We start from the raw sequence: 13,157 nt of genomic DNA, 5'->3' as shown, positions 1-13,157 counted from the left end.
CAGTCTTTTTCTTCACAAAGAAAACTCCAGGAGGTAATTCATAACTGGCCTTTGTACTGGTTTGCATCACCCACCAGCTTTCTAAAACAGGGAGACAGTTACTACTTATTCCTATCATCGTTTGCGTTCATCTTTACTTAAATTCTTTTTTACCATATAGAAACAAATAATGTCAACCGTTCGCTCACAAATTCTTTTTCTACGATAAATGGCGATTATGCTATAATGATTAAAATAAGGGGGGAGTTTATGTCTCAACGAGAAGCTCTTATAGAAAAATGGAAGAAATTGATCGAGCTATTGCATGAGAAAAAAATCATTCATACAGCACGCCTTACATATACGATTGCATGGAACACCTTTCTAGTTCTGCTCGTCCTCGGCATACTGGTCGGGTTCTTTGGCGCCGGTATAGGGGCAGGATACTTTGCTTCGCTTGTAAAGGATGAACCGGTCCGTACATATGCGTCAATGAAAAATGATATTTACAACTATGAAGAAACAAGTACGGTTTATTTTGCCGGCAATCAATTTCTCGGCAAATTACGCTCAGACCTTGACCGGGAAAAAGTCAAATTGAAAGATATTTCGCCATATGTTCAAAAGGCGATTATCTCAACTGAGGATGAATACTTTTATGAACACCACGGTGTTGTACCAAAAGCGGTCTTGCGTGCGATGCTTCAAGAAGCTACAGGGGCGGACGTACGAACAGGCGGAAGTACGCTGACCCAACAATTAATTAAAAACCAGCTGTTAACAAACGAAGTCTCTTTTGAGCGAAAAGCGAAAGAAATTTTGCTTGCACTCAGGCTTGAACGGTTTTTCACGAAAGATGAAATTCTTCAAGCATATTTGAATGTCGTTCCGTTTGGAAAAAATTCATCCGGACGAAATATTGCCGGAATCCAGGCAGCGGCCCAGGGCGTTTTTGGCGTTGATGCGGATAAACTGAATTTGCCGCAGGCCGCCTATTTAGCAGGTATGCCGCAAAATCCGTTCGTTTATACCCCATTTACGAGCCAGGGAACGGTCAAAAAAGACATAAGCCCGGGCCTCCGGAGAATGAAAACGGTTTTAAACCGAATGCTGACGAACGGGCAAATTACGAAAAAACAATATGACAGCGCATTGAAATATGACATTAAAAAGCATTTAACGAAACGGAAAAAGACGACTTATGAACGCTATCCTTATTTAGTGATGGAAGTTGAAGATCGAACGATCGACTTGCTCGCGCAGTTAAATGCGAAAAAGGACGGCAAAACCTATAAAAAGCTTAAAAAGAGTGAAAGACAGGAATATAGAGATAATGCCCGTGAGCAAATCAGGCGCGGCGGCTTGAAAATTCACACGACGATCAACAAAAAAATCTATGACGAGATGCAAAAGACGGCGCAAAATGATTACAACTTCGGTCCAAATCATTACGTTACTGTAAAAAATTCCAAAGGTAAAAATGTTACGGTGAGTGAGCCGCAAGAAGTTGGATCGATTTTAATCGAAAATAAGACAGGGGCGATTTTAAGCTTTGTCGGCGGACGCGATTATCATCGAGAACAGCTTAATCATGCGACACAAGCATATAGACAAAATGGATCGACAATGAAACCGCTTCTTGATTATGCACCTGCCTTGGAACAAGGAATTATTCAGCCCGGGACTCAAATTCCTGATACAAAGTTAGAATTACCAGGTTACCAAAATGGCGGACCGAATAACTTCGATAACCGATTCCACGGAATTCAAACAGCCCGGTCTGCGCTGGCGCATTCATATAATATACCGGCCATTCGACTCTTTTTGAAAGTTAATCATCAACAAGCATTTAATAATTTAGAGAAGATGGGCATCACTTCTATAACCGATACTGATCGTTCAGCTCTTGCTTCTCCTGCCATCGGAGGACTTTATAAAGGTGTCACTGTTGAGGAAAATACAAATGCCTTTACGACGTTTGCGAATGATGGCAAATTTGTCGACGCCTATATGATCGATAAAATTACGGACAGAAATGGCAAAGTGATTTATAAACATAAAGCGAAGCCAGTCCAAGTGTACTCGCCGCAAACTTCATACTTGTTGATTGATATGATGCGAGATGTATTAAAACCAGGGGGCACGGCATCCATCGTCCCAGGAAAGTTAAATTTCTCCGCCGATTGGGCCGGTAAGACAGGATCATCTCAGGAGTATAAAGATGAGTGGTTTGTCGCATCGAACCCAAAAGTAACACTTGGTGTATGGCATGGTTATGATACACCAGCCCCTGTTCCGGATCGCCATCTTCATCTTGCTCTTTGGGCCGCTTTTGCGAACGATGCTTATAAATACGCGCCGAATTTAATGGCGCCGAATGAACGCTTTAAAATGCCTGCAGGTATCGGAAGAAGCGGAGACTTATATAATCTTAAATTCCCTGCTCACTTGAATCCATTTGCAGGTGAAATTGCCAGGGCAAAAATCGTTGAGGAGCAAAAGAAAAAGAAAGAAGAAACTGCTAAACAGAAAGAAAACGAAAAGAAACAAAACGAGAATAATAAAAAGAAAAAAGAGAACAATAATTCGAATGACCATGGTAAAAACAACGACCATAAAAAAGATCCGGGTCAGAACGACAATAACAATAATGGCAATAACGATAGAAATAACAACGGAAATAACAATGGAAATAATAATGGTGGTAATGACGGCGGGAATAATAACAGCAATAATGGCGGTAACGGTAGCGGCAATGAAAATAAAGACCATGGCCAGGGAAACGGCCATCCTAAAGAAAAGCCGAAAGATAAACCGGGTCAATAGAATCATGAAAACCCCTCTCGAAAACTTTACGAGAGGGGTTTTTCTTTAATCTTCCATCGTTGATAAATCACCGGTAGGTAAATCCAATTCCCACGCTTTCAGCACACGTCTCATGATTTTACCGCTTCTTGTTTTCGGCAGCTTGTCGCGGAATTCAATTTCTCTTGGAGCTGCATGAGCCGCCAGTCCTTGCTTGACAAAGGAGCGAATGTCTTCAATCAATTCGTCACCTGGTTCATATCCATCTCGTAACGCAATAAACGCTTTAATAATTTCACCGCGTACAGGGTCTGGCTTACCGATTACCCCGGCTTCTGCTACTGCCGGATGTTCGACCAGCTTGCTTTCGACTTCAAACGGTCCGACACGCTCACCGGAAGTCATAATGACATCATCAATGCGGCCCTGGAACCAGAAGTAGCCGTCTTCATCCATGTACGCCGAGTCGCCGGAAACGTACCATCCGCCTGGAGTGAAGTATGATTCATATTTTTCCGGATTGTTCCAAATCGCGCGCATCATGGACGGCCAGCCTTTTTTAATAGCAAGGTTCCCCATTCGATTCGGAGGAAGGACATTATCCTGATCGTCAATAATGGCAGCGACGATGCCTGGGAACGGCTTACCCATGGAGCCTGGTTTGACTTCCATGCAAGGATAATTGCTGATTAACTGTCCCCCGGTTTCCGTCATCCACCAGTTATCATGAATACGCAAATGAAAGACTTTCATTCCCCAGCGTACGACTTCCGGATTCAGCGGTTCTCCAACACTTAATACGTGACGCAGCGAAGATAGATCAAAGCGTTTCACGACTTCATCACCGGCGCCCATGAGCATGCGGAATGCAGTCGGAGCGCTGTACCAGACAGTAACGCCATATTTTTCAATGGTAGAATACCAATCTTCCGGACTGAACCGGCCGCCGCGAATCACATTGGATGCGCCATTTAACCATGGAGCAAAAATTCCGTAGCTTGTCCCCGTTACCCATCCAGGGTCAGCCGTGCACCAATATACATCCGTCTCTTTTAAATCCAATACCCATTTCCCTGTTTGATAATGTTGAATCATGGCATTGTGCGCATGCAAAACGCCCTTAGGTTTCCCTGTGGAACCGGAAGTATAATGAAGAATTAATCCATCTTCCCGATCTACCCATTCGATCTCCAGTTCCTTATCCGCCTGTTCCATTCGTTTATAGAAATTGACGTAAGGTCCTTCTTCACTCGCTTTTTCATCGACTATAACGACCTTCTTAAGATGTGGAAGTTCATTTACAGGTACCCGTTCTAGTAAATTTGAAGTTGTAACTAGCACTTTCGCTTCGCTATCTTGAAGACGGTCGCGCACGGCCCCTTCCATAAACGCCTCAAACAACGGGCCGACAATCGCTCCGATTTTAATTGCTCCCAATACAGAAAAATAAAGCTCTGGTGATCGAGGCATAAAAATAAAGACGCGATCTCCTTTTTCCACCCCGATTTGTTTGAACATGTTCCCCGCTTTATTCGATAGTTCCATCATTTCTTTAAACGTGTATTTCTCGTCCCTCGTTTGATCTGAGAAATATAATGCGACTTTGTTTTTTCTTTCGGATTGGGCGTGGCGGTCAATGGCCTCATACGCCATATTTACACGTCCCGTTTCATACCAGGAGAATTCTTTTTCAACCTCTTTCCAATCAAATGTTTCATAGGTTGAAGCATAGTCTTGTAAGTTAAAATCATCTTTAATTACCGGAAGCGTTTCCACTTTCATGAGCCAAATCCCCTCCTAAGTACATCTATCTCGAGTCTATTATACCATAACAGTTCAAAATTTTTAAAGAAATAGAAAAAGTCGCGAAAATCTGTATTGAAAGCACTTACAATTGGATTACTTTATGCAATAATAGAAAATGAACTCTATATAGGTGGTGAATTGATGATTCATGTTAAAACATACAATTGCCTTGCATTAAACACGGTTAAAGGAAAAGTCATTATTGAAGGCCCAATCTCCCCTGAAACACTTGCATGTTACGATTTTGACATCGGTCTTGAAGCCTTCAGACCTCCTGCCTTTCAAAAGAAGGCACTTATTGAAATCGCCGGTTTGGATGAAGGCCGAATTATTGTTGCAAGAAACAAAGACACGATTATCGGTTATGTCACCTTTGTTTATCCTGATCCGATGGAAAGATGGTCGGAGGGAAAGCTGGAAAATCTATTAGAACTTGGAGCAATTGAAGTCATTTCAAACTATCGAAACTGCTCCATCGGGAAAAATCTATTAAAGGTAGCCATGATGGATGATGCGATGGAAGATTATATTATCATTACGACGGAATATTACTGGCATTGGGATTTAAAAGGAACCGGATTGTCCGTCTGGGACTATCGAAAAATGATGGAGAAGATGATGAATGCAGGCGGCCTTCAGTATATGGCAACAGATGATCCGGAAATCAGTTCTCATCCGGCCAATTGTTTAATGGTGCGGATTGGAAGCCGTGTTGATAATGACTCCATACAGCAATTTGATCGTCTCCGGTTTCAAAATCGGTTGATGTATTAGCTATTAAAGTATATAGAGAGGAGAGAATCGCTATGATTGTTCAGGAGATGATGAAAACAGATGTCGTAACCCTTCATAAAGAGGCAACCATTGAAACGGCCTGGAAGCTTATTCGAAAACATCGGATTCGCCATATTCCGATTATTGAAGAAGATCGGACGTTAATCGGGATTATTTCCGACCGCGATTTAAGAGATGCTACCCCATCGATTTTTCACGAAAATCGGAATTTGGAAGAACTTCAAAAACCTGTATCTGAAATTATGGTAACGGACGTTATAACTGCCCACCCGCTAGATTTTGTTGAGGAGCTTTCGACCGTTTTCTATGAACATGAAATTGCTTGCATTCCTATTCTAGAAAAGAAAAAACTAGTCGGAATAATTACAGAGCGGGACATGCTTTATACATTAATCCAGCTGACAGGAGCGCTTCAACCAAGTTCTCACCTTGAAGTAAAGGTCAAAAATATTGCCGGCCAGCTTGCGGAAGTTGCTTCGCTCATTAAACATCATAAAACGAATATTAATAGTGTTCTAGTGTATCCTTCCAAACAAGAAAATTATAAAATTCTTGTCTTGCGAATCAACACGATCAACCCGCAAAAAATTGTAACTGAATTAAAGAACGCCGGCTATGACGTCCTCTGGCCAAAAGAAGCGGAAGTGCAGCAATGAAAAAACCGGTCTTTATTTATTCTGAGCAGTTATTGAACTATAAATTTAATGACGATCATCCGTTCAATCATTTTCGAGTAAAGCTGACGTACGACTTATTAAACAGCATGGGTGCTTTAACCGAAGAGCAGGTGATTCCCCCGCTTGAGGCATGCGATGAGCAACTCGCCCTCATTCATGATAGAGCATATATTGAAGCGGTGAAAAAAGCCGGAGAAGGGGATTATGATGAAAGTGCTTCTTTAACGTTTGGACTCGGAACGGAAGATACTCCGATTTTCCCGCATATGCATGAAGCAAGCGCACTTATTGTCGGAGCGACATTGCAGGCAGTTGACATGGTTATGGAGGGCAAAGCAACCCACGCGTTAAATTTAAGCGGTGGATTGCATCACGGATTTCGCGGAAAAGCATCTGGCTTTTGCATTTACAACGACTGTTCAATCGCCATTGAATATATGAGACGGAAGTATGGAGTTAAAGTTCTATACGTCGATACGGACGCTCATCATGGTGACGGTGTCCAATGGGCGTTTTACGATGATGCCGATGTTTGTACAGTATCCATTCATGAAACCGGGCGGTATTTATTTCCCGGGACCGGCCAAATTACCGAAAAAGGACAGGGGAAGGGGTATGGCTTCTCCTTTAATCTCCCGATTGATGCTTTTACTGAGGATGAATCGTGGATTGAGCTTTATAAAACAAGCCTTTTGGAGATCGCCGATTATTTTAAACCTGACGTCATTTTTACCCAAAATGGAGCCGATGCCCATTTCCTTGATCCGCTTACCCACCTTTGTTCAACGATGAAAACGTATGATACTATTCCTCGCCTTGCCAAAACGATTGCGGATGCATATTGCGGGGGTAGATGGATTGCCGTCGGCGGAGGAGGCTATGATATTTGGCGGGCCGTCCCGCGGGCATGGGCGCGAATATGGCTTGTCATGAATGGCATAGAAGCCAGTGGTCCCCTTCCGTCAACATGGCTTAACAAATGGCAGAAAAAGTCCCCCGTCACACTTCCAGAAACCTGGGAGGACAGGGAAAACGCCTATAAACCGATTCCGCGCAAACAGGAAATTACAGAAAAAAACGCACTAACCTTGTCAAAAGCACTCTATCTAATTAGAAATGAAAAAAGAACCTGATTTAGGTTCTTTTTTCTTACATTCTTTTAATGATTTGTTCCACAAGGGTTGATGATCTTTGTGCGGCAAGCTTTGTAAATTCAACAAAATTCACATTGGCTTCTCCATTCGCTTTATCCGAAATCGAACGGATAATGACAAATGGGATATCATTTAAAAAGCACGTTTGTGCTACCGCTGAGCCTTCCATTTCAATGCAAACTCCATCAAATTGAGCATGGTACTTTTGCACCAATTCCCGGTTGGCGATAAATTGATCACCGCTTAATACCCGCCCTTTTAACACTTTAATATCTGGAAAAATGGCGGTTGCCTGTTCAGCAAGTTCGATTAAGCGTGGATCCGCTTTAAAGTCGGAATCATAAGCAAACATCGGAATGGTTCCTTGCGGGAATTCGGGACTCAAGTGTGAGGCATCCATATCATGCTGCATGGAGCTAGTTGAAATGACAATATCGCCTATTTCAAGATTCGGATGAAGGGCTCCCGCCACTCCCGTAAATACGATATGTGTGACTTGAAACCGATCAATTAATAGCTGTGTCGTGATCGCAGCGTTTACTTTTCCTACCCCTGATTTACATAAAACAACTTCTTTATTTTCAAACGTTCCTTCATAAAACTTAATTTTTGCGTACGTACTTTCCCCATAACAATCAATGGATTCTTGCATAAATACGATTTCTTCATCCATTGCGCCAATGATGCCAATTTTCAATCGTCGATCCTCCATGTTCCTTATTCTTCACTTTGCCTTTTAGTTGAACCTCTAAACAAAATGCGGTGAGGCAGAACGACCGTTGCATTATCCACATGTTCTTTGTTCATAAATTTTGTTAAGAGACGCATGGCGACTGCTCCGATATCGTACATAGGCTGAACGACCGTTGTCAAAGTAGGGCGGACCATCGTTGCAAGCCTTGTATTGTCAAATCCAATCACTTCAAGGTCACCAGGAATGGTCAATCCTTTATCCTGTGCACCATGAATTACACCAAGAGCCATTTCGTCGGTACCAACGAAGACAGCAGTCGGCTTATCATCACTTTGTAAAAATGTTTCGATCGCTTCAATACCTGAATCGTACGTATAGTCACCAACAAAGATATGTTTTTCGTCAACAGGTTTTCCGGCATCTTCATGTGCTCTGCGGTAGCCCATCATTTTATAATGCCCGTTAATTGGGTCATCAAGAGGTCCCGCGACGAGATGCACCGTTTCGTGGCCGGCATCCAATAATGATTTCACTGCATCATATGCCGCCTGTTCATAGTCGATATTCACTGATGGAATTTCTTCATTCATATCAACTGTTGCCGCTAATACAATCGGAACCGGAGATTTCTTAAATTCATTTACATGTTCAGACATAATTTTCCCGCCCATAAAGACGATTCCATCCACTTGCTTACCAAGCAGCGTATTAAGTAAATGAATTTCTTTCTCTTTGTTCTGGTCCGAATTACATAATATAATATTGTATTTGTACATTGTCGCTATGTCTTCAATCCCCCGTGCTAATTCTGCAAAGAAAATGCTTGATATATCGGGGATGATGACACCGACTGTTGTCGTTTTTTTGCTGGCAAGCCCTCTTGCCACCGCATTAGGACGATAACCAAGCCGTTCAATAGCTTCCATCACTTTCTTTCTTGTTGAAGGTTTTACATTTGGGTTTCCATTAACAACACGAGAAACAGTTGCCATTGATACACCTGCTTCACGCGCTACATCATAAATCGTTGTATTCAAAAATAATCCTCCTTTAAGCATTCAGGTCCAATCAACCGTATGTAATATTATTGATATCATACAGTAAAGTAGTAGTGGTAGCAACGTAAAGCCAACACTTTTAACGATTTCTCCATATTTTTATTCCTTTAATTTATAGTCTAAACGAAAAAAAGAGGAATATATCCCCTTTTTAACCTATTTTCTCTTCTTTTGCTTTGCCAAGCTTCGAATATGTAATATTCCAATGAGAATCATGCCATATCACTTGATTGTTTTTAAACAAGAGCACTTGAGGCGATTCATGTTTTACCTTGTATGTTTCGGCAATTTCATTAGAAAGCGGTCTTGCATCCTGGACATTTAGGTAGTAAAACGGAATACCTTCATGATCGTTTGCAAATTTTTCATACTCATCAAAAGCTGCCTGGCTAATTGGGCAAGTTGTACTATTTTTAAGCACGAATACAACGTCTTTTTCGTTTACTGCTTGATTAAATTCCTCAGATGAAAGTAATTTTTGTAAAGCCATTCCTATTTAGTTCCCTCCATAGACTTTATAAATACAAATAGGTGAGGAAGAAATTAATCTCCCTCACCTATCATTCCACATTTATTCAGGATAAATCAATACTTTTGCTCAACAAGATCTTTCTCACGAGAGACCTCATCTTCAACCTTATTCTCTACTTCAATATAAGCGTCACTTGCTTTCTCTTTCACTTCTTCGCCTTTTGACCGCCAATTGCTGATGTCGCGGCGAATGTTTGAAGTTAATTCTTTCACCTTTCCGGCTACCTGGTTCGATTGCTCGGAAACGGTATTAACAATTGCAGATGACTTTTCGCGAACTCGTGAAGTAATTTCACTGCCTTTATCTTTAATTTGAGTCGCTTGTTCACCTATGTTAGTGCGCAGCTCTTTTCCGGATTTTGGAGCCAAGAGCAATGCAGTTGTTGCTCCTACAATTCCACCTACCAGTGCACCAATTAAAAAATCTTTGCTGTCAATTTTTTGATTGTTTTGATTGTCGCTCATCAAACTCCTCCTTTTAAATTTGATCGGATTTCTTTTTCTTTCTCCAATTTTCCCATAACTCTATAGCTGCGTTGCCCCATTGAACCACCTGGGTAACTTGATTTGACTGCCGCTCGGCCCCTATTGAAATTTGATCAGAGACCCTGCGGACAGATTGGTTCACTCGATTCAATGAATTCCCAAAATCCTTTACCGCCAAAAAGACTGAATTTACAGCTTCTGATTTTTGCTGAATGTCTTCCGCTAATTTGTTTGTTTTGTTCAGCAATTGAGCCGTCTCGCTTGTTACATCTTCCAAATGCGATTCTAATCTTTCGACTGTTTTTGCAACATTGTTTAATGTGCCTGTCAATGATTTTAATGTTTTAGCTATAAAGTATACTAGTACGGCAAAAGCTAAGGCGATAACTGCGACACTTACGTATAAAATGATCATTCTAACGAGACACCTCCATACTTCTTTTCAATGACATTAAAATAAAAAGGCTTCCTGGGTGAACAATAGAAAGCAACAGTATATTCAACTATTACCCCATATGCAGTCCGATAAACCTTATTCATTATTATTCTATCGATAAATTTAAAATCCTGCCAACTATTCGTAATAAACATTACAAATTTATTAAATTAAGATAAAATAGAAATGTATGTTTATTTCACTATGGGGAGGCAATAGAATGAAAGATCCACGCATTGGGCAATTAGCCAAAAATTTAATTACATATTCCGTACGTCTGCAAAAAGGGGAAAAGATTTTAATTGAGAACTTCGGCCTGCAAAAGGAACTTGTTAATGCCCTTGTTAAAGAAGCATATGCGGCCGGCGGCCATCCATTCGTTCTTTTAAAAGATAACTCCGTATTGCGCGAACAGCTTCTTGGCGCAAATGAAGAACAATTTGAATTGATTGCGAAGCAAGAAGCGGATTTAATGGCGCAAATGGATGCGTATATCGGATTGCGCTCCGGAGACAACATCGCAGAATTGTCCGATGTTCCGCCAGAACGAATGAAAATTTATGAACAAACGGTTGGCGAAAAGGTCCACCGCAAAATTCGCGTTCCGAAAACGAAATGGTGTGTTCTTCGTTATCCTTCCGCGTCAATGGCCCAGCTTGCAGGTATGAGTACCGAGGCTTTTGAAGACTTCTATTTCGATGTTTGCAATCTTGACTACAGCAAAATGAATAAGGCAATGGATGCACTTGTTGAATTAATGGAAAAAACGGATCGCGTCCACATAAAAGGGCCTGGAACAGATTTAATATTCTCGATCAAGGGCATCCCTGCCATTAAGTGTGCTGGACATGCGAATATCCCGGACGGCGAAGTATACACAGCTCCGGTCAAAGATTCTGTCAATGGAACGATTTCATATAATACGCCTTCACCTTATCATGGATTTACCTTTGAAAGCGTTCAATTAACCTTTGAAAATGGAAAAATTGTTAAGGCGACCGCAAATGATACGGAACGAATTAACAAAATCTTTGATACAGACGAAGGTGCCCGTTACATTGGTGAGTTTGCGATCGGTGTAAACCCTTACATTTTACATCCGATGAAAGATATTTTATTCGATGAAAAAATCGATGGCAGCTTCCATTTCACACCTGGCCAGGCATATGACGAAGCCTACAACGGAAATGATTCAAACATCCACTGGGATATGGTCATGATACAACGTCCGGAATATGGTGGCGGTGAAATTTATTTTGATGACCGTCTCATCCGTAAAGATGGCCGCTTTGTCATCCCAGAACTTGAGGGGCTCAACCCGGAAAATCTAAAATAACAATAAAAGGGAAGAAAGACAATGCACATAGGTCCTTCTTCCCTTTGGATTATGCTAATGCTTTTTCATAAGCTTTTTGGAACTTTTGAATATCTCCCGCGCCCATAAATAAAAGGACACCAGCATCATATTTTTTCAAAATATCAATTCCTTCTTCTGTTATCACTTCAGCATTCGGAATTTTCTTTTGTAGATCGTAAATCGTTAAAGCACCAGCGTTTTCCCTGGCGGAGCCAAAAATATCGCACAAATAAACAGCATCCGCCTGTTTTAAACTCTCTGCAAATTCATCAAGGAACGTTTTCGTTCTTGTAAAGGTATGCGGCTGAAAAATAGCCACTACCGGACGGCCGGAATATTTATATTTGGCCGCTTCAATCGTCGCCTTAATTTCCGTTGGATGGTGGGCATAATCGTCGATCACTACTTGAGCCCCCACTGGCTTCTCGGAAAAACGCCGTTTGACTCCCTGGAACGTATAGAGCCCATCTTTAATAGCTTCAACCGGTATATGTTCATAGTGGCAAAGCGCAATGACTGAAAGAGCATTCAGCACATTATGGGTACCATATCCTTGAATCGTAAATGTATGGAAAAACGAATTGCGAATGTACACATCAAATGTCGTACCTTCTTCCCCGCGGCGAATATTCTTCCCTTGAACATCGTTATCGTCCTCAAGACCGTAAAAAAGAATAGGGACCTGTGCGTGAAGTTTTTGCAAATATGGGTCATCCCCATAAGCGATAATTCCTTTCTTCACTTGCATCGCCATCTGCTGAAACGCATCAAACACGTCGTCAATATCTTTAAAATAATCGGGATGGTCGAAATCAATGTTCGTCATAATGCAGTACGATGGCTCATACGCTAGAAAATGCCGACGATATTCACAGGCTTCATACACAAAAAAGTCACTGTCTTTTACCCCTTTACCGGTACCATCGCCGATCAAAAAAGATGTCGGTTTTGCACATTCCAGCACATGGGCCAATAGCCCGGTTGTAGACGTCTTTCCGTGAGAACCGGCAACACCTATACTTGTGAACTTTTTCATAAAGTCCCCGAGGAAATGGTGATAACGGTAAATCGGTAAACCAAGCTCTCTTGCGGCAATCAATTCTTCGTGATCGTCGCTAAACGCATTTCCCGCGATAATCGTCTGCCCTTCTTTTATATTTTCTTTCTGAAATGGAAGTATCTTTATCTTTCTCTCTTCCAGGGCTTGTTGTGTGAAAAATACTTTTTCAACATCCGAACCTTGAACATCATGTTTCATATCGTGCAGAATTTGTGCCAGTGCACTCATTCCTGTACCTTTGATTCCAACAAAATGGTATTGTGTCATTTAAAGGACCTCCGCAGTTACACACCTTCTCAAAAGGTCTAATTTATATGTG

General features: G+C 41.5%; 12 protein-coding genes and 1 other annotated feature (1 of these 13 cut by a window edge). Of the genes, 5 read left to right on the top strand and 7 right to left on the bottom strand.

The features are described from left to right. Positions 1–127 (bottom strand) — a binding site (T-box leader); it reaches 115 nt to the left of the window's first position. A 122-nt stretch (positions 128–249) separates the two neighbouring features. Continuing rightward, positions 250–2,805, top strand: a complete 2,556-nt coding sequence (locus WD019_RS03920; RefSeq protein WP_425710717.1) for a transglycosylase domain-containing protein — start codon at positions 250–252, stop codon at positions 2,803–2,805. Positions 2,806–2,850: 45 nt separating this feature from the next. On the opposite strand, the gene acsA is transcribed toward WD019_RS03920, so the two are convergent. Further along, on the bottom strand, positions 2,851–4,566 hold the full coding sequence (gene acsA, locus WD019_RS03915) for an acetate--CoA ligase (RefSeq protein ID WP_026676607.1): 1,716 nt from the start codon (positions 4,564–4,566) through the stop codon (positions 2,851–2,853). Between the two features lie 165 nt (positions 4,567–4,731). On the opposite strand from acsA, the gene WD019_RS03910 reads away from it, so the two are divergent. Genes WD019_RS03910 through WD019_RS03900 form a run of 3 tightly spaced genes read left to right on the top strand, consistent with a single transcriptional unit; the run spans position 4,732 to position 7,195 of the window. Then, positions 4,732–5,364, top strand: coding sequence for a GNAT family N-acetyltransferase (locus WD019_RS03910; RefSeq protein WP_026676608.1), 633 nt, complete (start codon positions 4,732–4,734; stop codon positions 5,362–5,364). Positions 5,365–5,396: 32 nt separating this feature from the next. Continuing rightward, a complete protein-coding gene (locus tag WD019_RS03905; protein WP_026676609.1) occupies positions 5,397–6,041 on the top strand; it encodes an acetoin utilization AcuB family protein in 645 nt (214 codons plus the stop codon). After that, a complete protein-coding gene (locus tag WD019_RS03900; protein ID WP_425710716.1) occupies positions 6,038–7,195 on the top strand; it encodes an acetoin utilization protein AcuC in 1,158 nt (385 codons plus the stop codon). The genes WD019_RS03905 and WD019_RS03900 overlap by 4 nt, the downstream gene beginning before the upstream one ends. Before the next feature lie 16 nt (positions 7,196–7,211). Here the strand turns inward: WD019_RS03900 and WD019_RS03895 are convergent, their stop codons facing one another. From WD019_RS03895 to WD019_RS03875, 5 genes are all read right to left on the bottom strand, one after another. Next, positions 7,212–7,913, bottom strand: coding sequence for a 5'-methylthioadenosine/adenosylhomocysteine nucleosidase (locus WD019_RS03895; protein ID WP_425710715.1), 702 nt, complete (start codon positions 7,911–7,913; stop codon positions 7,212–7,214). 20 nt (positions 7,914–7,933) lie between these two features. Beyond that, complete coding sequence (ccpA, locus tag WD019_RS03890; RefSeq protein ID WP_425710714.1) at positions 7,934–8,947, bottom strand: catabolite control protein A; 1,014 nt, start codon at positions 8,945–8,947, stop codon at positions 7,934–7,936. A gap of 172 nt (positions 8,948–9,119) precedes the next feature. Next, the gene (ytxJ, locus tag WD019_RS03885; protein ID WP_425710713.1) at positions 9,120–9,458 is read right to left on the bottom strand and encodes a bacillithiol system redox-active protein YtxJ; all 339 of its coding nucleotides are present in this window, start codon (positions 9,456–9,458) and stop codon (positions 9,120–9,122) included. A 95-nt stretch (positions 9,459–9,553) separates the two neighbouring features. Next, complete coding sequence (locus WD019_RS03880) at positions 9,554–9,964, bottom strand: YtxH domain-containing protein (RefSeq protein ID WP_425710712.1); 411 nt, start codon at positions 9,962–9,964, stop codon at positions 9,554–9,556. 13 nt (positions 9,965–9,977) lie between these two features. Next, a complete protein-coding gene (locus WD019_RS03875) occupies positions 9,978–10,400 on the bottom strand; it encodes a DUF948 domain-containing protein (protein WP_026676615.1) in 423 nt (140 codons plus the stop codon). 241 nt (positions 10,401–10,641) lie between these two features. On the opposite strand from WD019_RS03875, the gene WD019_RS03870 reads away from it, so the two are divergent. Beyond that, positions 10,642–11,757 carry an aminopeptidase gene (locus WD019_RS03870; protein WP_425710711.1) on the top strand — a complete coding sequence of 372 codons (1,116 nt, stop codon included), beginning with the start codon at positions 10,642–10,644 and terminating at the stop codon, positions 11,755–11,757. 49 nt (positions 11,758–11,806) lie between these two features. Here WD019_RS03870 and murC read toward each other — a convergent pair whose 3' ends face one another. Further along, complete coding sequence (gene murC / locus WD019_RS03865) at positions 11,807–13,105, bottom strand: UDP-N-acetylmuramate--L-alanine ligase (protein WP_425710710.1); 1,299 nt, start codon at positions 13,103–13,105, stop codon at positions 11,807–11,809. Positions 13,106–13,157 lie beyond the last annotated feature (52 nt).

This window comes from Fictibacillus sp. Mic-4 (genome assembly GCF_049843615.1).
Lineage (GTDB): Bacteria > Bacillota > Bacilli > Bacillales > Fictibacillaceae > Fictibacillus_A > Fictibacillus_A gelatini.
The sequence above is the reverse complement of the archived record's forward strand: the minus strand, read 5'-3'. Positions and strand labels throughout refer to the sequence as shown.

Bases quoted from the DNA above. Each gene is read 5' to 3' on its own strand.
- WD019_RS03920 (WP_425710717.1), top strand. From the start codon at position 250: ATGTCTCAACGAGAAGCTCTTATAGAAAAATGGAAGAAATTGATCGAG.
- acsA (WP_026676607.1), bottom strand. From the start codon at position 4,566: ATGAAAGTGGAAACGCTTCCGGTAATTAAAGATGATTTTAACTTACAA.
- WD019_RS03910 (WP_026676608.1), top strand. From the start codon at position 4,732: ATGATTCATGTTAAAACATACAATTGCCTTGCATTAAACACGGTTAAA.
- WD019_RS03905 (WP_026676609.1), top strand. From the start codon at position 5,397: ATGATTGTTCAGGAGATGATGAAAACAGATGTCGTAACCCTTCATAAA.
- WD019_RS03900 (WP_425710716.1), top strand. From the start codon at position 6,038: ATGAAAAAACCGGTCTTTATTTATTCTGAGCAGTTATTGAACTATAAA.
- ytxJ (WP_425710713.1), bottom strand. From the start codon at position 9,458: ATGGCTTTACAAAAATTACTTTCATCTGAGGAATTTAATCAAGCAGTA.
- WD019_RS03880 (WP_425710712.1), bottom strand. From the start codon at position 9,964: ATGAGCGACAATCAAAACAATCAAAAAATTGACAGCAAAGATTTTTTA.
- WD019_RS03875 (WP_026676615.1), bottom strand. From the start codon at position 10,400: ATGATCATTTTATACGTAAGTGTCGCAGTTATCGCCTTAGCTTTTGCC.
- WD019_RS03870 (WP_425710711.1), top strand. From the start codon at position 10,642: ATGAAAGATCCACGCATTGGGCAATTAGCCAAAAATTTAATTACATAT.
- murC (WP_425710710.1), bottom strand. From the start codon at position 13,105: ATGACACAATACCATTTTGTTGGAATCAAAGGTACAGGAATGAGTGCA.